The 22,307-nt window shown below is 30.2% G+C and carries 18 protein-coding genes, 5 tRNA genes and 1 other annotated feature; of the genes, 18 read left to right on the top strand and 5 right to left on the bottom strand.

Annotated elements, in window-relative coordinates; genetic code table 11:
• From FAY47_RS11285 to gltX, 4 genes are all read left to right on the top strand, one after another.
• Nucleotides 1-1,767: triple tyrosine motif-containing protein (locus FAY47_RS11285; protein WP_243129605.1), on the top strand; the 1,767-nt coding region annotated here is incomplete at its 5' end.
• A gap of 14 nt (nucleotides 1,768-1,781) precedes the next feature.
• A complete protein-coding gene (locus FAY47_RS11280; protein ID WP_143316818.1) occupies nucleotides 1,782-2,477 on the top strand; it encodes a lytic transglycosylase domain-containing protein in 696 nt (231 codons plus the stop codon).
• A gap of 122 nt (nucleotides 2,478-2,599) precedes the next feature.
• A complete protein-coding gene (locus FAY47_RS11275) occupies nucleotides 2,600-3,316 on the top strand; it encodes a pseudouridine synthase (RefSeq protein WP_143316817.1) in 717 nt (238 codons plus the stop codon).
• Nucleotides 3,317-3,814: 498 nt separating this feature from the next.
• Nucleotides 3,815-4,012: a binding site (T-box leader), on the top strand.
• A gap of 53 nt (nucleotides 4,013-4,065) precedes the next feature.
• Nucleotides 4,066-5,721, top strand: a complete 1,656-nt coding sequence (gene gltX / locus FAY47_RS11270; RefSeq protein ID WP_143316816.1) for a glutamate--tRNA ligase — start codon at nucleotides 4,066-4,068, stop codon at nucleotides 5,719-5,721.
• A gap of 145 nt (nucleotides 5,722-5,866) precedes the next feature.
• Here gltX and FAY47_RS11265 read toward each other — a convergent pair whose 3' ends face one another.
• The 3 genes from FAY47_RS11265 to FAY47_RS11255 all read right to left on the bottom strand — a co-directional run bounded on the left by FAY47_RS11265 (nucleotide 5,867) and on the right by FAY47_RS11255 (nucleotide 8,752).
• Nucleotides 5,867-7,525 carry a glutamine--tRNA ligase/YqeY domain fusion protein gene (locus FAY47_RS11265; protein WP_143316815.1) on the bottom strand — a complete coding sequence of 553 codons (1,659 nt, stop codon included), beginning with the start codon at nucleotides 7,523-7,525 and terminating at the stop codon, nucleotides 5,867-5,869.
• A gap of 171 nt (nucleotides 7,526-7,696) precedes the next feature.
• Entirely contained in the window at nucleotides 7,697-8,260 is a 564-nt protein-coding gene (locus tag FAY47_RS11260) for a hypothetical protein (RefSeq protein WP_143316814.1), read from the bottom strand.
• A gap of 66 nt (nucleotides 8,261-8,326) precedes the next feature.
• Complete coding sequence (locus tag FAY47_RS11255; RefSeq protein WP_143316813.1) at nucleotides 8,327-8,752, bottom strand: DUF3887 domain-containing protein; 426 nt, start codon at nucleotides 8,750-8,752, stop codon at nucleotides 8,327-8,329.
• 171 nt (nucleotides 8,753-8,923) lie between these two features.
• Here FAY47_RS11255 and FAY47_RS11250 point away from each other — a divergent pair, with 171 nt between their 5' ends.
• The 4 genes from FAY47_RS11250 (at nucleotide 8,924) to FAY47_RS11235 (ending at nucleotide 15,171) form a co-directional block, all read left to right on the top strand.
• Nucleotides 8,924-9,601 (top strand): DUF554 domain-containing protein, encoded by a 678-nt coding sequence (locus FAY47_RS11250; RefSeq protein ID WP_143316812.1) that lies wholly within the window; start codon nucleotides 8,924-8,926, stop codon nucleotides 9,599-9,601.
• Between the two features lie 72 nt (nucleotides 9,602-9,673).
• A complete protein-coding gene (locus FAY47_RS11245; RefSeq protein ID WP_143316811.1) occupies nucleotides 9,674-12,883 on the top strand; it encodes a UvrD-helicase domain-containing protein in 3,210 nt (1,069 codons plus the stop codon).
• 24 nt (nucleotides 12,884-12,907) lie between these two features.
• Nucleotides 12,908-14,899, top strand: a complete 1,992-nt coding sequence (gene ligA, locus FAY47_RS11240; protein ID WP_143316810.1) for an NAD-dependent DNA ligase LigA — start codon at nucleotides 12,908-12,910, stop codon at nucleotides 14,897-14,899.
• Between the two features lie 2 nt (nucleotides 14,900-14,901).
• The gene (locus FAY47_RS11235) at nucleotides 14,902-15,171 is read left to right on the top strand and encodes a hypothetical protein (RefSeq protein ID WP_143316809.1); all 270 of its coding nucleotides are present in this window, start codon (nucleotides 14,902-14,904) and stop codon (nucleotides 15,169-15,171) included.
• Nucleotides 15,172-15,244: 73 nt separating this feature from the next.
• Here FAY47_RS11235 and FAY47_RS11230 read toward each other — a convergent pair whose 3' ends face one another.
• Nucleotides 15,245-15,529, bottom strand: coding sequence for a hypothetical protein (locus FAY47_RS11230; RefSeq protein WP_143316808.1), 285 nt, complete (start codon nucleotides 15,527-15,529; stop codon nucleotides 15,245-15,247).
• Between the two features lie 139 nt (nucleotides 15,530-15,668).
• Here FAY47_RS11230 and FAY47_RS11225 point away from each other — a divergent pair, with 139 nt between their 5' ends.
• Nucleotides 15,669-17,132, top strand: a complete 1,464-nt coding sequence (locus FAY47_RS11225) for an ABC transporter substrate-binding protein (RefSeq protein ID WP_143316807.1) — start codon at nucleotides 15,669-15,671, stop codon at nucleotides 17,130-17,132.
• Nucleotides 17,133-17,179: 47 nt separating this feature from the next.
• Here FAY47_RS11225 and FAY47_RS11220 read toward each other — a convergent pair whose 3' ends face one another.
• Nucleotides 17,180-18,691 (bottom strand): hypothetical protein, encoded by a 1,512-nt coding sequence (locus FAY47_RS11220; protein ID WP_143316806.1) that lies wholly within the window; start codon nucleotides 18,689-18,691, stop codon nucleotides 17,180-17,182.
• A 91-nt stretch (nucleotides 18,692-18,782) separates the two neighbouring features.
• On the opposite strand from FAY47_RS11220, the gene FAY47_RS11215 reads away from it, so the two are divergent.
• The 9 genes from FAY47_RS11215 (at nucleotide 18,783) to FAY47_RS11175 (ending at nucleotide 22,299) form a co-directional block, all read left to right on the top strand.
• Nucleotides 18,783-19,760, top strand: coding sequence for an AIR synthase family protein (locus tag FAY47_RS11215; RefSeq protein ID WP_143316805.1), 978 nt, complete (start codon nucleotides 18,783-18,785; stop codon nucleotides 19,758-19,760).
• A 22-nt stretch (nucleotides 19,761-19,782) separates the two neighbouring features.
• A complete protein-coding gene (gene rph / locus FAY47_RS11210; RefSeq protein WP_143316804.1) occupies nucleotides 19,783-20,532 on the top strand; it encodes a ribonuclease PH in 750 nt (249 codons plus the stop codon).
• Nucleotides 20,533-20,534: 2 nt separating this feature from the next.
• Nucleotides 20,535-21,146 (top strand): XTP/dITP diphosphatase, encoded by a 612-nt coding sequence (locus FAY47_RS11205; protein WP_143316803.1) that lies wholly within the window; start codon nucleotides 20,535-20,537, stop codon nucleotides 21,144-21,146.
• A 22-nt stretch (nucleotides 21,147-21,168) separates the two neighbouring features.
• Nucleotides 21,169-21,651, top strand: a complete 483-nt coding sequence (locus tag FAY47_RS11200) for a metallophosphoesterase (protein WP_143316802.1) — start codon at nucleotides 21,169-21,171, stop codon at nucleotides 21,649-21,651.
• Between the two features lie 179 nt (nucleotides 21,652-21,830).
• Nucleotides 21,831-21,906: transfer RNA gene (locus FAY47_RS11195), tRNA-Pro, on the top strand.
• Between the two features lie 5 nt (nucleotides 21,907-21,911).
• Nucleotides 21,912-21,985 (top strand) — tRNA-Gly (locus FAY47_RS11190).
• A gap of 76 nt (nucleotides 21,986-22,061) precedes the next feature.
• Nucleotides 22,062-22,138 (top strand) — tRNA-Arg (locus FAY47_RS11185).
• 5 nt (nucleotides 22,139-22,143) lie between these two features.
• Nucleotides 22,144-22,219, top strand: a tRNA-His gene (locus FAY47_RS11180).
• A gap of 5 nt (nucleotides 22,220-22,224) precedes the next feature.
• Nucleotides 22,225-22,299 (top strand) — tRNA-Gln (locus FAY47_RS11175).
• Nucleotides 22,300-22,307: the final 8 nt, after the last annotated feature.

Raw genomic sequence — 22,307 nt, 5'->3', positions numbered from 1 at the left:
AAACCATATGATTTATTAGCTAAGGAAAAGTATATTGTAGGTAATGAGAAGAAAACAAAGCTTATTAAAAATATAACTTTAGATAATGCTAGTGTTATGGTAGGAGAGAAAGTTAATATTAATGTAGAAAGCAATGAAAAGATTTTATATAGATTTTGGATACAAGGAAAACAAGATTGGGAGTTAATTAGAGATTATAATTTAGATAATGCACTTATTTATACAGCAACCAAAGAAGGTAGACAGGAAATATTAGTTGAATGCAAAAAGATAGATTCTAAAGAAAACTTTGATGAATTTATGACTGTAAGGTTTGATGTTTTGCCTCATATTAAAATAGAAATATCTGATTTTAAATGTTTAACAGATAATTTGTTAATAAATGAAGATTTAACTTTTAAGGTAGAAGCTAATCTAGGTGATAAGAGAAGCTTGTTATATAAGTTTGTTAAAATAAATAGTGATGGGAAAACTACTTGCATTCAAGATTATTCATCAAGGAAAATAGTAACATATCAAGAGAGTGAAGCTGGAAGTTATAAGTTATTATGTATGGTTAGAGATATACTTTCAAATAAGGATTATGATGATAGAGCCTTGATATTATATGATGTAAAACCTTATAACAAAGTTAAGATTAAGAAATTCACTTCACATGTTAATTCACCTCAAGTTAATGGAAGTTCCATATTTTTAAAGGCTGATGCTAGGGGGGGGAATGAATTAGTATATCGTTATATAGTAAATGGTCCTATAGCAGAGGATACAGGATATATAAGAAGAAATGAATTTTTATGGGAAACAAAAAAAGAAGGAGAATATGATATTACTCTGTATGTGAAAGATGTTTCTTTTGAAGGTGACTATGAAGCTAAAGAAAGTATTATGTTTACTATAGATAAAAAGGCGGAAAAACCTGCAAAAATAGTTGATGTAATATTAGATTCGAAAAAAGTTGTTTTAGTAGGGCAGCCTGTAAATATAAAAGTAATGGCAGAAGGAGAAATAAATCTTCAATATTCTTTTATTGTATACAAAGATAATGTAGAAACTGAGAGAATTGATTTTGGAACAGCTAATTGGTCAAACTTTACCCCAGAAGAAAAAGGGGATTATGAAATTGAAATAAGAGTAAAAAATAAGTTTTCTACTATGGAGTACGATAGTCATACTTTTGTTTATTTAACTGCCAAAGAATATCTTCCAGGAGAAATCGATTATGTATTGTTTCCACAAAAAGATGTTCATTTAGTTGGCGAAATAATTGAAATTGAAACTGTAACGGAAAATACTAAAAGTGTCTTATTAAGGTATGTAACGAAAATTAATGGACATCTAGTTGAAGATACTGACTTTATAGAAAATAAAAAAATTCAAATCAAACCTAAATGTGCGGGAAAATATGTTTTTGAAGTTTATGCAAAAAACGTAAAGTGCGAAAAAGAGTTTGATAGTAAAAAAGAATTAACTTTTTATGTATCTGAAGCAAGTCCAGTTACAGGGACTAAAGTTATTTGTGAAAAAGACGATATTGAGATTAATAAAGAAGTTACATTTAAAGCTATTAGTAATGGGGGAAAAGATGTATGTTATGAATTTTATATTATGGAAAAAGGCAATTGGGTAAAGGTGCAAGAATATAGCAAGAAACACTATTATACATTTATTCCATTTGTTAAAGGAGAATATAGGGTAATGGTTTTTGCAAAGAGCTATTATAGAAAAGTAAAATATGAAGACTATGGAGAATTTACATTTAATATATAGTTTAGGAGGAGTATATGAGTATTAAGGTAGATGATGCAAATAAAGCAGCACAGCAGTTAATGGGTATGAACATGATGCAAGATGTATTAAAAAAGTCTGTTGGAGATGGAATGGAGTTTGAAATAATTTATCAAGCTTTATTAGATTATATGAATAAAACAGAAGCTGGAGGCAAATTAGCTAGCACTGTTAATAGTGGTAAAGGTAAGAATCTTGAAGCTATGGAGATGTTGCTGGGTAATGGACTTAGCTATAATCAGAATACAAGCAGGTTAATGTCAAAATCTCCTACATCAACAAGTGCAGATATGAATAAAATTTACTCTATTGTAGATAAATATTCTAAACAATATGGGGTAGATTCCAATTTAATTTTGTCAATTATTAAGTCTGAATCAGATTTTGATAGTACTTCAACATCATCGGTTGGAGCTAAGGGCTTAATGCAGTTAATGCCTGAAAATTATGAATCGAAAGGTATTACTAATCCATACGATCCAGATCAAAACATTAAAGGTGGAGTTCAGTTATTGAAAGAATACTTAAATATGTATGGCGGAAATACTGAAATGGCAGTAGCAGCGTATAATGCAGGGCCAGGAACTCTTCAAAGAAGAGGTGTAACATCTTCTTCTGATTTATATAAATTACCTAAAGAAACTCAAAATTATGTACCTAAGGTTATGTCATATTATAAAAATGGAATATAAAATAAAGGATAGGTTTTGGACAAGCCTATCCTTTATTTTTTGCTTTCATAAGGATTTTACATTGTGAATTATATGCTTACTGGGTATAATAAAATTAGTTTTAAAGTATTGGAGTTGTTTAAATGGAAAGATTAGATAAAGTAATATCAAATCTAGGATATGGAAGTAGAAAAGAAGTTAAAATTATGGCAAAGAAAGGACTTATTGAGGTTGACGGCGTTATTGTAAAGGATAATGGAATGGCAGTTGATCCAGAAAAGTCAATGATTAAAATAAATGGAGAAGAAATTACATATAGAAAATATATTTATCTAATTATGAATAAGCCAGATGGGGTAATATCTGCAACTTGTGATAATAGAGAAGAAACTGTAATAGATCTTCTTGAAGTTGAGCATCAAGTATTCGAACCATTTCCAGTAGGAAGGCTCGATAAGGATACTGTTGGACTTTTGCTACTAACAAATGATGGTGAATTAAATCATAGATTATTATCCCCTAAATGGCATGTTGATAAGGTTTATTTTGCAAAAATAGATAAGAAAGTTACAGAAGATGATGTAGAAGCATTTAGAAAAGGAATAACGTTAGATGATGGATATGTATGCAAGGAGGCAAAATTAGAAATATTATCAGCAACAGAAGAAGGATCAGAGGTTTACGTAACTATTCAAGAAGGAAAGTTCCATCAAGTTAAAAGAATGTTTGAGGCTGTGGATAAAAAAGTAGTATATTTACAAAGAATCAAGTTCGGAGGGATAGAATTAGATACTGATTTAGAAGAAGGCGAATATAGAGAGTTAACAGAAGATGAATTGGCGATATTAAAGTTAAATTAACGAATGAAATAGAAAAATGCAGGAATATCATTCATTATATGAAGTGAGTTAAATTTTTTTTACAAAATCTCTTGCATTTTAATTAACAATAACATATAATATTCTATGCAAGGATAAATAAAAGGAATAAATAGCCCCCTTTTTATTTATTGCTTATTGCTAAAACGCAACCTGGCCCCAAGGGTTGCGTTTTTTTTATTTGTTAAAAAAAATCATATGTAATCATTAACATTATTTAGAATGTTAATAAAATAATGTTATTTAATGAAAAATCTTAATTTAAATAAGTCTTTGGAGAGATTACACCGGTGAGAAACAGATGTTTTTGATATAAAAACAGTATCCTTCATAATCTACAATATACTTGCAAAAGTGAAAAAGAAAAATGAATTATATCTTGCAAAAATTATATAAAAATGAATTTTATAAATGTAGTTAATCTGTTTACAATATTATTTTCAACAGTTATAATTAAGAAGGATTTGTAAATAATATATTGTATAGGCAGAGAAGAAGAAGAGTATACAGTACTAGGTTTTAAAGAGAGCTTTGGATTTTGGTGGAACCAAGGTAAATTTAGCTGTAGAAGGAAGCTTTGGAGTCGTTATGGGATAATCCCCTTAAAGATAAGAGTGGAATGATTTAGTCATTCAATTTTAGGTGGTACCACGGAGGTAATATTCTTTCGTCCTATTGTTAGGATGGAAGATTTTTTTTATTTTATATTAAAACAAAGGAAAGGTGATAATATGAGTTTTGAAAAATTAGCAGATATTCTGTTTCCAAGTATAGAAAAGACACCAGAATATTATTTAGAAAAGTATCCAAAAAGAAATCTAAAGGAAGGTGCAGTTGTTTGCAGATATGCACCAAGCCCTACTGGATTTCAACATATAGGTGGAGTTTTTGCTGCATTAATTAATGAAAGAGTAGCAAGTCAAAGTGAAGGAGTATTTTTCTTAAGAATAGAAGATACTGATCAGAAGAGAGAAGTAAAAGGTGCTATAGTTGATACTATTGAAACTATGAAGAATTTTGGTATGAACTTTAATGAAGGAGCTACAGGAGAAGAAACTGAAGTAGGTAATTATGGTCCATACAGACAAAGTTTAAGAAAAGAAATATATTCAACCTTTGCTAAAGATTTAGTGAAAAAAGGGTTAGCATACCCTTGCTTCTGTACTGCAGAAGAATTAAATGCAACCAGAGAAAAGCAAATGGCTGAAAAGGTTACTCCAGGATATCATGGAGAATATGCTACTTGTAGAAATATAAGTGCTGAAGATGCTATTAAGAGGATAGAGAATGGTGAAAGTTATATAATAAGATTAAAATCACCAGGAAATCCTGAAAATAGAGTAGAATTCCATGATCTTATAAAGGGAGATACTTCATTCCCAGAAAATAATCAGGATATAGTAATAATTAAATCTGATGGTCTTCCAACTTATCATTTTGCTCATGCAATTGATGATGCTTTAATGAGAACTACTCATGTTATAAGAGGAGAAGAATGGCTATCGTCACTTCCAATACATGTACAATTATTTGATGTGTTGGGATTTGATAGACCAAACTATGCTCATATTCCAACAATAATGAAAAATGACAATGGGTCAAAGAGAAAACTTTCAAAGAGAAAGGATGCTGAAGCTGCAGTATCTTACTATAAAGAAGTTGGGTATCCAACAGAATCAGTTATTGAATACTTATTAAATATAATTAATTCAAGTTATGAGGATTGGAGAAGCGAAAATCCAGATGCGGATTATCATGAATTCCCTGTAGCTTTAGATAAGATGAGTAAGAGTGGAGCATTATTTGATATAGTTAAACTAAATGATGTTAGCAAAGATGTTATTTCTAAGTTCAAGGCAGATAAAGTATATAACGACTATACAAATTGGGCTAAAGAATTTGATAAAGAAATGTTTGAACTTGTTACAGCCAAAGAAGATATGTCAAAAGAAATGTTCAACATAGATAAAGAAGGACCAAAACCAAGAAAAGACTTTGCTAAATGGGATGAAGTTAAGGAGAAGATATTCTACTTCTTTGATGAATTGTTCTATAATGAAACAGAAGAAAATATAGAATTACCTAAAACTTTATCATTAGAAGTAGCAAAAGAAGTTATAAAAACTTATGCTAAAGAATTTAACTTTAATGCAGGAAGCCAAGAAGCTTGGTTCGATGACTTAAAAGCTATTGGACTAAACTTAGGATACTGTGCAAATAGAAAAGAATATAAAGCAAATCCTGAAAACTACAAAGGTATGATTTCAGATGTAGCTGGAGCTGTAAGAGCTGCTTTATCTCACAGAGCTAATACACCTGATCTTTATACTATAATGCAAATTATGGGAGAAGAAAAAGTTAGAGAAAGATTCGAAAAATTTCTTTAAAATCTAGCTTAACCCGCATTATATAAGCATATTCTTAAGAATATGAGAATATTACCATAAATATTCTCTAGAATATAAGAATATATATTCTTTAGATTTAAAAAATAAAGAGGTATCTCAAATTATATGAGATACCTCTTTGTTTTTATCCTATTTTAAATGAACTCTTTAGTGAAACTATTCTATTAAACACAAGATTATCTTCTGTTGTATCTTTTGGATCTACATTGAAGTAACCGTGTCTAAACAATTGATATTTCTCTCCAATTGCAGCACCTTTTACAGATGGCTCAATAAATCCTTTAAGAACAGTTAAAGAGTTTGGATTTATTTGTTCTAGGAAGTGTTTTCCTTCATTTTCTTCAATATCATCAAGGATTAAAGGTTCGTATAATCTAAATTCAGCAGGAATAGCTGAGTTTACATCTACCCAGTGAATGGTTCCTTTAACTTTTCTTCCAGTAAATCCACTACCGCTCTTAGTTTCTGGATCATAAGTACAGTGAAGTTCAATCACATTACCATTTTCATCTTTAATAACTTCGTTACATTTTATAAAGTACGCACCTTTAAGTCTTACTTCGTTTCCAGGAAATAGCCTAAAGTATTTTTTGGCAGGTATTTCCATGAAGTCTTCTCTTTCAACATAAATTTCTCTTGAGAAAGCTACTTGTCTAGTACCAGCAGATTCATCTTGAGGATTATTTTCTATTTCTAACATTTCAGTTTGACCTTCAGGGTAATTAGTAATAACAACCTTTAAAGGATCTATTACTGCCATAGCTCTTAAAGCTTTTGGATTAAGATCTTCTCTTATGAAGTATTCAAGCATTTGTTCATCAACAACAGAAGCTGCTTTTGCAACACCAATTGCTTGGCAGAAGTTTCTTATAGATTCTGGAGTGTATCCTTTCCTTCTAAGACCTGCTATAGTAGGCATTCTTGGATCATCCCATCCATCAACAATTCCTTCATCAACTAAAAGTTTAAGTTTTCTCTTACTCATAACTGTATTAGTTATATTTAATCTTGCAAATTCATATTGTCTTGGAACACTTTCAGTTTCACATTCTTGTATTATCCAATCATAAAAAGGTCTATGATCAGCAAATTCTAAAGTACAGATTGAATGAGTTACTCCTTCAATAGCATCTTCTATAGGATGTGCAAAATCATACATTGGGTATATACACCATTTATCTCCTGTGTTGTGGTGAGTAGTGTGAGCGATTCTATAAATTACAGGATCTCTCATGTTTATGTTAGGAGAAGCCATATCTATTTTAGCTCTTAAAACTTTTTCTCCATCTTTAAATTCACCATTTTTCATTCTTTCAAAAAGGTCTAAGTTTTCTTCGACAGATCTATTTCTGTAAGGACTATCTTTTCCAGAAGAAGTTAATGTTCCTCTATATTCTTTCATTTCTTCTGGAGTTAGGTCACATACATAAGCTTTTTCTTTCTTTATTAAAAGAACTGCTTTTTCATACATCGTATCAAAATAGTTTGATGCAAATAAAAGATTGCTCCACTTAAAACCTAACCATTCTACATCTTGTTTTATAGATTGAACATATTCAGTATCTTCTTTTACTGGATTAGTGTCATCAAATCTTAAATTCGTTTTTCCCTTAAACTCTTCAGCTAATTGGAAATTCAAACAAATTGATTTAGCATGACCTATATGTAAGTATCCGTTAGGTTCTGGCGGGAAACGAGTAATTACTTCCTTCACGTTTCCTTTTTCTAAATCTTCAATAATTATATTTCTAATAAAATTAGATGAGTTTATTTCGTTTGCCATCTTATTCATCCTCTCTTAGGTAGTATCAAAATTAATTAGCATTTACCTTTAATTCTAATCTAATATGAGAAAAAAATAAAGTAACTATTAAATTTTATGAAAAAAATAGTATTGATATAAAATAATGAGAGAATATACTCATATTTTATATCAATACTAAGAAAATATTAATTAGAAAGCAATAGGTGAAAGGTTATTAACTATTGTGCTAATTTCATTAGTTGATCCTTGAAATATAATTTCTTTATTGTCAATATGCACCAAGTCTGTTGGTCTTGTCAATTCGGGAAGCTTTGGACTATCCCAAATACTGCTTTTAATCAGTAATTCTGTTACAAATTGTGAACAAAAATAATGGCGGCTTCTTTTCCAAGGCTTGTCCAACAAAACTGCAAATAGACCGAGAAAATTATATTTGTATTTTATATCTGAATAATAATATTTATTAAGTTCATCAATTAATGTATCCAATTGGTCTTTTGAAACTGGTATTTTATATATCAGACTTTCGCATGATGATGACTTTTTATATACTCCATCATGTAGATTTTCAATAGTTAATCCAGCATAAAAAGGATTATTAGGATTTAATCTACCAAAGGTATACATGTTGTCGAAATTAGAATCCAAACTTAAGGCTACATGAGTATATTCACTATTTGTAATAACTTTTATTGAGCGTGAAAGCCAAGTGCCTGTTCTTGAAAAAACTAGATATATATTAGATTTTTCCATAAACAAAATCCTCCTTATATAGTACTGAATAAACATATTATATACTATTAATAGATAAATGCAATGCTAATTATTAATAATTGCTGAATCGAAATACAATTGATAGATTTTATGTTCTTTATCATCTTTCTTGAAGGTTATTGATATAGAAACTGTATCTTGTGAATTAGAATATTTAGCATCATATATCAAAGATATATATCCATTTCTCTCTTCTCCATCATAATAGGTTAATGATTCAAATGTACCAATCTTGTTCATAATATTAGTGGTTTCACTTTGAAATGTTGCCAAGTTGTAGGATTCCTTCAAATCATCACTTAAATAAGAAGAAAATTTATCATAGTCTAATTCGTTCATAGATGTAAGTGCAGAAGTGAGAGTTTCATCTGAATAATTACTTACACTATTATAATCAACTTTATTGACGCACCCCGTAAGAACAAAAATCACTGTAAAAATAGTTATAAAATATAGAAGACTTTTTTTCATTTACTCACTCCAATCATAATGGTATTTATAAATTTTAGAAATGTTTGTACTATGTCTTTAACTAGAATAAATCAGTCTAGTTAAGTTGTTTCATCTAATGTTAACATAATTTTCGCTAGGGATAAATATATGCTAAAATAAAGATTAAAAGAAATTTATGGAGGGCTATTAATGTTAGGGACTATAGTAAATTGTGTAACTATATTTATTGGGTGCATTGTTGGATTATTTATAAAAGGTAAAATAACAACTAAAATTAGTAATACTATAATGAATGGGCTGGCGTTATGTGTTTTGTACATAGGGATATCAGGGGCATTAAAGGGCGAGGATACTATTCAAATGATAATATGTGTTGCTGTAGGAGCATTAATTGGAGAGATAATTGATATAGATAAGAGACTAATTAAATTAGGAGATTACTTTGAGAAAAAGGTTAAGAAAAAAAGTGATACAGTATCAGTATCAGAAGGATTTGTAACAGCAAGTTTACTATTTTGTATAGGGGCTATGGCTGTGGTTGGATCCTTAGAAAGTGGATTAAAAGGAGATAACACAACACTTTTGGCTAAATCTGTACTGGATGGAATTTCTTCTTTGATATTTTCTTCAACTTTAGGAATTGGAGTTATGTTATCAGTTTTAAGTGTACTTATATATCAAGGAGTAATAACTTTGGCGGCGGGATTGTTATCAGGAATATTAAGTACTGTGGTAATTTCTAATATGTCTGCTGTTGGGAGCCTTTTAATTATAGGGCTTGGGTTAAATATGCTTGAAGTTACAAAAATAAAAGTAGCGAATCTATTACCAGCTATATTTATTCCTATCATTTTTGGATTATTTTAAGTAGAAGATTATAATATAAATGAGTATTAGAGTGTGCTATAATGTTTTAGTATTTAGAGAGGAGGAAATGATTTGGATTTAAAATCATTACTTAATAAAGAACAATATGAAGGTGCTATTACTGTAGACGGACAAGTATTAATACTTGCTGGAGCAGGCTCAGGTAAAACAAGAGTATTAACTTATAGAATGGCTCATATGATAGAGGACCTAGGTATACCTCCTTACAAAATTTTAGCTATAACTTTTACAAACAAAGCAGCTAAAGAAATGAAGGATAGGGTTAAAAAACTCGTTGGAGAAAAGGCAGAGGATATGTGGATATCTACATTTCACTCAACATGTGTAAGAATATTAAGAAGAGAAATAGAACATTTAGGATATAGAAGTAGCTTTACAATATATGATACTTCAGATCAAAAAACTCTTTTAACAGAATGTATGAAAGCTCTTAATATAAATGATAAAGATATCACTCAAAGAGAGATTATGGGTAAGATAGGTAGAGCAAAAGATAAGATGCAAAGTCCAGAAAGTTTTAAAAGAGAATTTGAAAGCAATTTTAGAGAGAATAAGATAGCAGATGTTTATTTAATGTACCAAAAAAGGCTTAAAGAGAATAATGCTATGGATTTTGATGATTTAATATTTAAGACTGTGGAATTACTTAAAAAGAATCCAGATGTATTAGAATTTTATCAAAGAAAGTTCCAATACATTATGGTAGATGAATACCAAGATACAAATGGTGCACAATATGAATTGGTTAAGCTTCTAGCAAATAAGAATAAGAATATTTGCGTTGTTGGAGATGATGATCAATGTCTTGTTGAAGGAACTATCATAAATAGAGAAAATGGCGCAGTAAAAATAGAAGACATAAATAATGGAGATAAAGTACAGTCATTATTAGGGAATGGAGAATATGGCTTTAAAGAGGTATCAAGCGTATCTAAGAAAGAATATAGTGGAAACATAATTAAAGTTATTACTGATAGTGGAAAAGTTATTAAAGGGACACCGAATCACTTAACTTTTAGTAGATTTAGCAATGAAGAAAACTTATTTTATGTCTATTTGATGCATAAAAAAGGTTCTGGATATATAGTAGGTAAAACTCCTTCAGTTTTAAATGTGGGCGGAGAAGTAGTTAATGGTTTAAATGTAACACTTATAGATAACAATGGAGATAAGATATGGGTACTTAAAGTATGTGAAACAGAAAATGAAGCAACTAATTATGAAGAGTATTATCTAAATGAATGCGGATCACTTGCTGATAATTCCGATGAGATAGAAATTTTAATGGATAGTGAGTATTTATATAAGGATTACCCTCATTATACAAGTTTGGATGTAGTTAATGTAAGGAAAGTTGATATAAGTTTCTTTAGTGGGAAAAAAGATAATGAAGGTAATTATTCTCACATAATTGAAGTTAATGATTCCAGGATATTAGCTTCAGATGTTATTAAGAGTGAACATTATACTTTTGATGAAACAGAAGAATTTAGTAAAAGTATAGTTAAGAGTAGTGATAATTTTCAAATAATAAAGAGAGCGAAATTAACAGAAGGCGAAAAGTTTCTATTCTTACCATTAGGTAGTGTTAAAAAAGGAATGGAGATTGTAACTGTTCATGATGGAAAAGTTATTAGCGAAGAAGTTACATCTGTAGTTGTTGAAGAATATAAGGGATTTGTTTATGACTTAAATGTGGAAGAAACCAGAAACTATATATCAAATGGTATAGCTGTTCACAATTGTATATATGCTTGGAGAGGTGCAGATATAAGCAATATACTAGATTTTGAAAAAGATTATCCAGAGGCTAAAGTTATTAAATTAGAGCAAAACTATAGATCTAAGGACAATATACTTCAAGCTGCTAATGTGGTTATTGCAAACAATGCAAGAAGAAAAGATAAGATGCTTAGACCTACTCAAGATGCAGGAAGTAAGATTAAGATTTATAGAGCTTTTGATGATAGATCAGAAGGAGATTTCGTTTCTAAGACTATAGCAGATTTAAAACATAGTGAAAATAGAAAAAATGATGATTTTGCAATCCTATATAGAACTAATGCTCAATCTCGTATATTTGAGGAAACCTTAAGAAGAAGAGGTATTGGATACAAAATCGTAGGTGGAACTAGATTCTATGATAGAAAAGAAATTAAAGACTTAATTTCTTACTTAAAGGTTATAGTAAATCCTCAAGATGATATAAGCTTAAGGAGAATAATAAATGTACCTAAGAGAAGTATAGGTGATGCAACTGTACAAAAGGTTCAAGATTTTGCAGGAGATTTTGAGCTGGATTTATGGGATGCTTTAAATGAAGCTCGCAATATATCTACATTAACTGCTAGAAATGCATCTTGTATTGAGAAGTTTACAGAGCTTATGGAAAACTTTATGGATTTAAAAGAAACAGTACCTCCATCAGTTTTAGTTGAAAGTATATTAAAGGATACTGGATATTTAGAAGAACTATCTAAATCAGATGAAATTGAAGATAAGAGTAGAATAGAAAACTTAAAGGAATTAGTATCTGATGCTGTGGATTTTGAAAAAAATAGCGAGGATAAGAGTTTGGAAGCTTACTTAGAAAAGATTTCTTTAGTTCAGGATACAGATAAACTTGAGGAAGAGGAAAATGGAGAAGGATCAGTAGTTCTTATGACTATTCATAGTGCAAAGGGATTAGAATTCCCAGTTGTATTTATGGTTGGTATGGAAAATGGAATATTCCCAAGTGTTACTGATATGGATAAAGAAGATCAAATGGAAGAAGCTAGAAGACTTTGCTACGTTGCAATAACTAGAGCCAAGGAAATATTATATATGACATCGGCTGAAGTGAGGAAAGTTTTTGGTAGAACAGTAAGCTACAGTCAATCTGACTTTATAGGTGAGATAAAGCCTGGATTAAAGGAATTTATAAATGAAAGAGGACTTACAAGTCCATCATCATCAAAAGCTAATGGAACTAATAACTCTCGTTTTAATCCTCATAGTTTAAGAGGAAATATGTATTCGTCAAGAGCTACAGCAAGTTCAGGGTTAACAAGTGCCCTTGATGGAACTTCTAAACCTAGCACTTCAAATGTAAATAGTGGAGAAATTACTATGGGTAGAAAAGTTAAACATGAGAAATTTGGAATAGGGACAGTAGTTTCTATAGCGCCATCAGGAAATGATAAGAAGCTTACTATTGCATTTGATAAGCAAGGTGTGAAAGTATTATTATTATCACTAGCAAAGCTAGAAGTATTATAAGTATTTTGGAGAGGAAGCTACGTTATGGATAATAAGGAAAGAATAAAAGAATTAGTAGAAGAATTAAATAGATATTCATATGAATATTATGCTTTAGATAATCCTACAGTTACCGATAAGGAATATGATAAAAAATATGATGAGCTTAGAAAATTAGAAATAGAAGAAGATTATATATTACCTTATTCTCCAACTTTAAGAGTTGGAGATATGGTATTAGAGGGATTTAGTAAATATACTCATAAAGGAAGACTTTGGAGTATGGATAAAGCTCAAGGTGTTGATGAACTTAGAGATTGGCACAATAGAAATAAGAAGTTTGTTGAAGATATGAGATCAAGAGGAGAGAATCTACCTGATTTAAAATATGTATTAACGAAGAAGTTCGATGGACTTACTGTTAACTTAACATATGATGAAGAAGGAATACTTGTAACAGGTGCAACAAGAGGTACAGGAAGTGTTGGAGAAAATGTAACAGCTCAAGTTAAAACTATAAAATCAATTCCGTTAAAGATTGATTCAAGTGATTTGTTAGAAGTACATGGTGAAGCTGTAATGACTACAGAAGCCTTTAATAAATATAATGAAACAGCGGTAGTTCCGCTAAAGAACTTAAGAAATGGCGCAGCTGGAGCTTTAAGAAACTTAAATGTTAAAGAAACAGCTAATAGAAATCTATCTGCATTTTTCTATGATGTAGGATATAAAGAAGGTTATAAGTTTAAGACATATCTAGAAATGATGGATTTTATCAAAGAAAAAGGGCTTCCGGTAGATGATTATATGAAAGTTTGTACATCTATTGAAGAAATAGAAAAAGAAATTGAATATATAAGAGATATAAGATTTGATTTGAATTATGATATAGATGGTCTTGTTATAGCTATTGATGATATTAGAACTAGAGAACTCTTAGGATATACTGTAAAGTTTCCTAAGTGGGCTATAGCATATAAATTTGAGGCGCAGGAAACTACAACTACTCTTTTGGATGTAGAATGGAATGTGGGAAGAAGTGGAAGAGTTGCGCCAACGGCACTGTTAGATCCTGTAGAACTAGCTGGTGTTACTGTTAAAAGAGCTACACTTAACAATATGGATGATATAGCTAGAAAAGGAGTAAAGATAGGAGCAGAGGTTTTCGTTAGAAGATCTAATGATGTTATTCCGGAAATAATGGGGGTTGTTGAAGAAAGTTTAGAAGGAGCAAGAGAAATAACTCCACCTAAGGTCTGTCCTAGTTGTGGGGGGCATATAGTATTAGATGGTGCACATTATTTCTGTGAAAATACTTTGTCTTGCAAGCCGCAATTAGTTAAAACTATAGTTCATTATGGATCAAGGGAAGCTATGAATATAGAAGGTTTTTCAGAAAAAACAGCTGAACAACTATTTGAAAAGTTAAATATAAAATCAATTTCTGATTTATATAAGCTAAGCAAAGAAGAGTTGTTAACCTTAGATAAGTTTGGTGAAAAGAAAGCACAAAATCTTTTAGATTCTATAGAAAAAAGTAAGAATTGTGAATTACATTCATTTATATATGCACTAAGTATACCTAATGTTGGAGTAAAGACGGCAAAGGATTTAGTTAATACATTTAAATCTATTGAAGGATTAAAAAAGGCTGAATTTGAAGAATTAGTACAGGTTTCAGATGTAGGAGATATAGTTGCAAAATGTGTGATGGAATTCTTTAGAGAAGAGAAGGTTTTAAGTACTATAGATGAACTTTTAAATCTTGGAGTAAATCCTAAATATGAGGAAATAAGTATAGTAGAAAGTGTATTCGAAGGGAAAACTGTGGTTGTAACAGGTACTTTAAAAAATTACACAAGAGGAAGTATAAAAGAAAAACTAGAATTATTAGGAGCTAAGGTGTCAGGAAGCGTTAGTAAAAAAACTGATTATGTACTTGCAGGAGAAGAAGCTGGATCTAAGCTTACAAAAGCTATTGATTTAGGGGTTAAGGTCATATCTGAGGACGAATTTGAAGAAATGATGGGTGAGTAATTATGAAGAAATTTATTAATGTTATGACAATTACAGCTGCTAGCATAACTAGTGTATTAATAATGTGTACAATTTTAACTTCATATCAATTTATTTATATAGGGCAATTATTTTACTCCTATATGCCAATACAAATAGGAGTAGCGACAACTATGATTTTTTTAGCTGCTAGGTTTTGGCTAAATGAAAATGGAATTAAAAAAATTGGATACACGGCACTAAGTTTATCTATTAGTATTATATTATTGCTATCTATTAGTATAATTAAGTAATTAGGTTTAAATATATTTTTATTTTGTATAAAAAGTCACAGGTAAGAGAAATACCTGTGACTTTTGTGCGTTTTTACTGCATATTTTTAATATTATTTAGACTAGATACATTTTCTTCTTCATTTATATCAAAAAAATCTATATTATCATTATTTAATGAATCGCTCTTTATTTGAGAATCGTGATTTATGTTTCCTAGGTTATCTAACTTGTGGTAAATTTTTTCTAATAAAAATGTTTTATATTTTAAATGATGGAAAGCTTTCAAGGTTGCTACAAATAACCAAATGCCTATAAACATAAATACTATCATGAAAGTTATACCAACAATACATGTTGCACCAAGTAAAAAAGACATAATATTACCTCCTAAAAATTATAAATATATTATATCATACAAAAATAATACATACTAATTAGAATAATTTTTTATAAGTGATTATCTCAGAGGAGTAGTGGATATAATTGTAAAGACTAAAGAAAAAGGAGAGTGTTTAATGAAGAAATTTATTATACCTCTAATACTAGTAATTGGATTAATTATTTTTTTGTTAAGCTTTATTGAGGTAGGTAATACAAAAAAAAATCAAAGCAATAACTCTATGATTTTTGCAGTTACTAATTTACCTGAATCTTTAGATAAAGTAACAAATTTGTCTAAAGAGGATGAAAATTTAATTTGTGCAACAAGCAAGGGCTTGGTGAGTTTAGATAAAGAAGGAAAAGTTATACCTTCATTAGCTAAGGAAATCAATGTTAAGGATAATGGAATAGAATATGAATTTGTATTAAATGATAATATATTTTGGAGTAATGGAGATTCAATAACAGCAAAAGATATAAGAGAATATTTTAAGGGATTAATAAAGATAGAAGATGAACAAAATATAAGATCGTTATTAGATGTATATGGAGCAAATTCGTTTAAAAAGGGAGAAGGAACATTTGAAAAAGGTGTTGCAATAACAGCTAATGAAAAAAGTATAACAATTCGATTAAACAAAAAAAACGATAATTTTTTAATAGATCTGACTAAACCTCAATATAGAATTAGGAAGTATTTGCCCCTTTGGGCAAACATTAAAAATTCCTATAAGGATATTGTCTATTCTGGTCAATATTCCATTAAAAATATTGACCAGAATAAGATAGAACTAGAGGAAAATCAAAAAGAAGATGGCAAGGGAAAAAATATTACTCTTGTCAAAGATGATAATGTAGAACTATCCATGGCATCTTATGAAATCGGTGAAAGAGATTTGATATTTAATCCTCCTATAAATCAATTAGAGAGATTAAAGAATGAAAATAAGTTGTTTTCATATTCGTCAAATGACGGTATATACTTATCTATTCAAAACTTGGATAAAGGTACATCAGTGGCATATAGGAAAGAACTATTTAAAATGATATACAGTGCTACAGATAGTTTTACCAACGAGAATTCTCAGGTGGCAGAACCTGCTGAAGGCAGTTATTTTAGAGAAGATAAAGAAAACTTAGAGAAAATTCAAAGTAGAAAAGTTAGTATAAACAATGCACAAGAAATTACAAAACCTAAAGTGCTGACGCTTCTGGGGGAAGATACGGAAACTATTAGAAATTATTGCAGGTATTTAGCTGATTGGTTCAAAGAAAAAGAGAATATTCAGCTTAAATATTATTTGATCAATAAAAAAGACATAGAAGAATTAAAAGTTAGAGATAAATATGACATGGTTTTAATAAATTGTATAGAAGATAATAAGAATATAAGTGGGCTGTATGAGCAGTTTCGTTATTTATGTAATGAAGAGGAAAAAAGTTATTTAATTAATCCAGCAGGTGCAGAAGTAAAGTTTTTTGATTCATATAGAATATTACCAATAATGTTTGTGAAAAATAATGTTGTTGTATCAAATAAAATATCAAATGTAAATTTTGATGGAAATGAAAATATAGAGTTTTCAAGTATAAACTGATAAAACTATAGATGTCATTAGAAACATCTATAGTTTTATCAGTTATTTTAAGAATTTTCTTCACTATTTTCATTATTTTCCTTAGAAATATCATCAGAAGTTATGTTATCAGAGTCTGGTGTTGTTTTTGTTTCTGATGGAGGCTCGTTAGAGACAGATACAAAATTCATTTCGTTTATAATATCATCCATGAAGTAATGTATAAACACGTAAAATATTAGTAAGTTTCTGAAGCTGTCAAATACATCTTTGGGACGAGCAAAGGAATCCTTTTTTTTGGAGTAGACTATATTTTTTGCAAATAATGGAGCTAAGCCAGAACTTTCTGGAGAAGGCATGTTAGGCATTCTAAATGAAGTTTCATCTAACATATCATTGGAACGTAGAGAGAGTCCCCTATAGCGTTCAGTTTCATCCAAGGTTGGAGCTTCTGGCCAACTGTAAACTAACCCAGAGGAAATAAAATATTTTTTATATAAATTAGAAATCATATTTCTATATTCGTATATATTATCTTCTTCTTTTGAACGAACAAAGATAAATAAAAAGTAAAAAGTTATTTCTAAAGAAGAATACTTTATTTCTTTTTTTTCTGAAAGTTTAATAAAGATTCCTTTTTCATCATTATATAAGCTTTTAAGTTTTTCAAAAATTTCATCACTTTTTTCTTTAAATGATACTATTTCCGTATGTTTAAATGAATCCATCAAGGATAGCGCAAATAAAGCAGTGCTGTCTAATGAATCTATATAATAATTTTTTTCATCGAATTTATTAATTAAGAAATCACTTAGGTCTATAATTAAAGACTTGCAATTCTCATTTTTGGACAAATTGTAGAAGATGTTAAATGATAATAAAACTTTGCAACCATCTTCAAAGGAAAGGGTATATAGTATATCTTTAAAATTCAAAAACATTTCAAGGATTTGTAAGGCGAAATTTTTATAGTCATTACTAGAAGGGTCATCGGGATAATTATTGGAATATTGATAATATGCATTCATCATAAAAGCTTGGTCTACAAAGCTAAATTTTTTATTCCTATCGAGAAGATTATATCCTTTTGCGTTTCCATCTGAAATATTTTTTTTCTCTATAAAGACACCTTCCGAATTTCTTAAGTTTTCATAATAAAATTCTAATTGCTCTTTTGCTAAATAGGAGTAAGCATCCTTTAAAGATTCTACATTCCTTTCGCTTTTTGAATAATTGGAATAATAACGACTTAAATCTAATAATGACAGAGTCATTAGTGCGTTTGTACTTGGAGAAACATCTTTTTTAAAAGATGATTCATCAAATCCGTGAGAACTTTTATTGTGAACAAACACTGGAGAGCTTTTTTTGTATAAGCATATTAGTGGAGAAAAACCATTTAATATGCTAATATTATTTGTATGAGAAGATTTTTTAGAAGCTCTAAAAGAAGATAAAATTCCACATTTAGAGTTAAGTACAATAGTCTTTATAGCTTCCCTAGATAAGTAAAAAAGTTGCCCTTCTATATCTTTTTCGGAAAGACTATTCATTCTAAAAAATGGTCCTATATATCTCAAAATATTCACCTCATATTTATTGTTCTTATTAATTAATATGAGATGTAGTGATAAATAGTGCATAAAATCAAAATTAAAGGAGATTTTTTTAGTGAAGGAAGGAAAACTAAATTTTGATGATTTGAGAGAAATGATTCAAAAAAACAAAGGAGTAAAGAGGGAAGAAGTAATTGTAAGAAATGATGTTGGTGAAGATTGTTCAGTAATAGATTTTAAAAATTCCTGTGGTATCTTTTCAACTGATCCTATAACTGGAGCAACAGAAAATGTAGGAAAGCTTGCAGTTCATATAAATTGTAATGATATAGCATCTTCAGGAGGAACTCCAATTGCAATATTGGTAACAATATTGGCTCCTATAACATCAAGTTTACAGGAGATAAATAAGATTATGAGTGAAATTAGCGAAGAGTCGGCTAAGTTAGGACTAGAAATTATTGGGGGACATACGGAAGTAACGTCGGCAGTAAATAAAATAGTGGTATCTGTAACTGCCATAGGGAGAAGTGAAAAAAATAATATTGTTAAAACGGCAGGAGCTACAATAGGGGACGATATCATCGTAACTAAAGATATTGCACTAGAAGGAACAGCTATACTGGCTAATGATTATGAAGAAAGATGCAAAAAAATATTAAGCTCTGATGAATTTGAAGAAGCTAAATTGCTTATAGATAAAATAAGTGTCCTTAAAGAAGGTATTATTGCTACAAGAATTGGAGTGAATTCTATGCATGATATAACTGAAGGCGGCCTTTTAGGAGCTTTATTTGAGGTGGCCGCAGCTTCAAATACAGGGTTTATAGTATATGAGGATAAAATACCAGTTAAAGAAAGTACAAAAAAAATTGCTAAAGAATTCTCAATAGATCCATTGAGACTAATATCTTCAGGATGTATGTTAATAACAACCGATAAGGGGAAAGAATTAGTTGATGCTTTAAGAAAAGAAGGAATAAAAGCATCAATCGTAGGAAAAGTTACAAGGAGTAAAGGTATTTTGGTTTCAAATGGAGTAGAATTAGTAGTAAAAGAACCAAAAAGAGATGAGCTTTTCAATATAAAATAAATTTAAAGGTGGCTATATTATTATGAGAATAGATGGAAGAAAGAAAGATCAAATAAGACATATTAATATGACAAGGCATTATACAAAATATGCAGAAGGATCAGTATATATTGAGGTAGGTGACACAAAAGTACTTTGTAATGTATCTGTTGAAGAAAAAGCACCTCCATTCTTAAAAGGAACTGGGGAAGGCTGGATTACAGCAGAGTATAATATGTTACCAAGAGCAACAGGTAATAGAAAAGTTAGAGATATTGCTAGGTTAAAAGTTGATGGGAGATCAATGGAGATACAAAGGCTTATAGGAAGAGCATTGAGATCAGTAGTTGATTTAAAAGCATTAGGGGAAAGGACTCTTTGGGTAGATTGTGACGTAATACAGGCTGATGGTGGTACTAGAACTACATCTATATCAGGAGCTTTTGTAGCTATGGTAGATGCCATAAATAAGCTTCATAGAACAAAACCTTTTAAAGTTTATCCTATAAGAAATTTTGTTGCTGCAACGAGTGTAGGGATAGTTGATAACGAAAAGTTGCTTGATTTATGCTATGAAGAAGATTCAAAGGCTAAGGTGGATATGAATTTAATTATGACTGATGAAGGTAGTTTTGTAGAATTACAAGGAACAGGTGAAGAAAGTCCATTTAGTAGAACTGAATTAGACGAATTATTAAATTTAGGAGAAAAGGGTATAAAACAGATGATACAAGCACAAAAAGATGTTTTGAAAATGGATTCCCTTTGGATCGGAACTGGAGGAAATAAGTAGGTATGCAAAAGATAATAGTTGCAAGTAATAATTTACGCAAGATAAGTGAAATAAAAAAGCTGTTAGAGGGTTTAGAATTTGAGGTTAAATCATTAAAAGATGAAAATATCTTTGTTAAAGTTGTAGAAGATGGAAAAACTTTTGAGGAAAATGCTAAGAAGAAAGCTTCAGAAATAGCTAAATTTTTAAAGCAACGTGGAGAGGAGCAGTTTATAGTTTTAGCAGATGATTCTGGAATAGCGGTTGACTATTTAAATGGTGCTCCAGGGATTTATTCAGCTAGGTATTCTGGAGAACATGGAAATGATGCTGCTAATAATAAAAAGCTCTTAGAAGGGCTTAGAGGGGTTCCTAGAGAGAAAAGAGGTGCTAGGTTTATCTGTGCTATAGCACTGATAGATAGTGAAGATACTTATACAGCTGTAAAGGGAGAAGTTCAAGGGAAAATAATGGAGGATCTATCTGGAAACGGAGGATTTGGATATGATCCATTATTTTACTATGAGCCATTAAAAAAGACTTTTAGTGAATTATCGTCAGAAGAGAAGAATGAAATAAGTCATAGAGGAATAGCCTTCAAAATGCTGAAAGAAAGATTATCTAGATATATATAATTACATTATAGGAGGTAGCATTTTGAGAATAGCAGTAGTTAGTGATACACATAGAATGAAAAATTATATTGAAGTTATAAAAAAGCATATTAAAGGGGCTGATATATTAATACACTTAGGAGACAATATAGAAGATGTAAAGGAATTAAGTAGAGGATTTGAAGGCGAAATCTATGCAGTTAAAGGTAATTGTGATTTTTCTAATTTATATCCTTCAGAACAAATCTTAGATATTTGTGGAAAAAGAATTTTTATAACTCATGGTCATAACTATGGGGTAAAAAGTTCATTTAATAATATTTTTTATAAAGCTAAAGAAATAGGTGCAGATATAGCTCTTTTTGGGCATACTCATGAAAATATAATTTTTACTGAAGAAGGAATTATATTTATGAATCCTGGAAGTGCAGCTTTGCCAAGAGGTAAGGGGAGATATATTGGATTTATAGATGTGGATAGCAATGAAGAATATGAAATTTATTTTAAGGAATTAGATGACGTATAATAATAAAAATATAATATATGGGAAATGGATGGCTGAACAAAAAGTGTAATTACTCTTAATTAGCTTCAAAATTCTCCTATTTTCATGGTTGTTTATTTTTCTTTCTAAAAAGGTATTGACGGATTAATTATCATATTGTAGAATAGTCATTGTCGTTGTGAGATACAGCGAATGACGAACGGGGTGTGGCGCAGATGGTAGCGCGCATGGTTTGGGACCATGAGGTCGCAGGTTCGAGACCTGTCACCCCGACCAGATAAGCGGGTATCGTATATCGGTAATACTCCAGCCTTCCAAGCTGGAAAGGTGGGTTCGATTCCCACTACCCGCTCCATAAATGTCAAAGAATTTTAGGAAAATGGCTTGACAAATGTGGAAAGATATCATAAAATAAAACTCGTTCTTAACATGCGTCTTTAGCTCAGCTGGATAGAGCAACGCCCTTCTAAGGCGTGGGCCAGGAGTTCGAATCTCTTAAGACGCACCAATATGGTGAATGTAGTTCAGTTGGTAGAGCGCCAGATTGTGGTTCTGGTTGTCGTGGGTTCGAGCCCCATCATTCACCCCATATGTAGGGATATCGCCAAGCGGTAAGGCACCACACTTTGACTGTGGTATGCGTAGGTTCAAATCCTGCTATCCCTGCCAAGATGGTT

The organism is Clostridium sp. HBUAS56017 (assembly GCF_007115085.1).
Lineage (GTDB): Bacteria > Bacillota > Clostridia > Clostridiales > Clostridiaceae > Clostridium > Clostridium cibarium.
Note: the sequence above shows the minus strand (reverse complement) of the source record. Positions and strands in the feature narration are given on the sequence as shown.

Coding starts and splice junctions, on each gene's coding strand:
- FAY47_RS11280 (WP_143316818.1), top strand. CDS start 1,782: ATGAGTATTAAGGTAGATGATGCAAATAAAGCAGCACAGCAGTTAATG.
- FAY47_RS11275 (WP_143316817.1), top strand. CDS start 2,600: ATGGAAAGATTAGATAAAGTAATATCAAATCTAGGATATGGAAGTAGA.
- gltX (WP_143316816.1), top strand. CDS start 4,066: ATGAGTTTTGAAAAATTAGCAGATATTCTGTTTCCAAGTATAGAAAAG.
- FAY47_RS11265 (WP_143316815.1), bottom strand. CDS start 7,525: ATGGCAAACGAAATAAACTCATCTAATTTTATTAGAAATATAATTATT.
- FAY47_RS11260 (WP_143316814.1), bottom strand. CDS start 8,260: ATGGAAAAATCTAATATATATCTAGTTTTTTCAAGAACAGGCACTTGG.
- FAY47_RS11255 (WP_143316813.1), bottom strand. CDS start 8,752: ATGAAAAAAAGTCTTCTATATTTTATAACTATTTTTACAGTGATTTTT.
- FAY47_RS11250 (WP_143316812.1), top strand. CDS start 8,924: ATGTTAGGGACTATAGTAAATTGTGTAACTATATTTATTGGGTGCATT.
- ligA (WP_143316810.1), top strand. CDS start 12,908: ATGGATAATAAGGAAAGAATAAAAGAATTAGTAGAAGAATTAAATAGA.
- FAY47_RS11235 (WP_143316809.1), top strand. CDS start 14,902: ATGAAGAAATTTATTAATGTTATGACAATTACAGCTGCTAGCATAACT.
- FAY47_RS11230 (WP_143316808.1), bottom strand. CDS start 15,529: ATGTCTTTTTTACTTGGTGCAACATGTATTGTTGGTATAACTTTCATG.
- FAY47_RS11225 (WP_143316807.1), top strand. CDS start 15,669: ATGAAGAAATTTATTATACCTCTAATACTAGTAATTGGATTAATTATT.
- rph (WP_143316804.1), top strand. CDS start 19,783: ATGAGAATAGATGGAAGAAAGAAAGATCAAATAAGACATATTAATATG.
- FAY47_RS11205 (WP_143316803.1), top strand. CDS start 20,535: ATGCAAAAGATAATAGTTGCAAGTAATAATTTACGCAAGATAAGTGAA.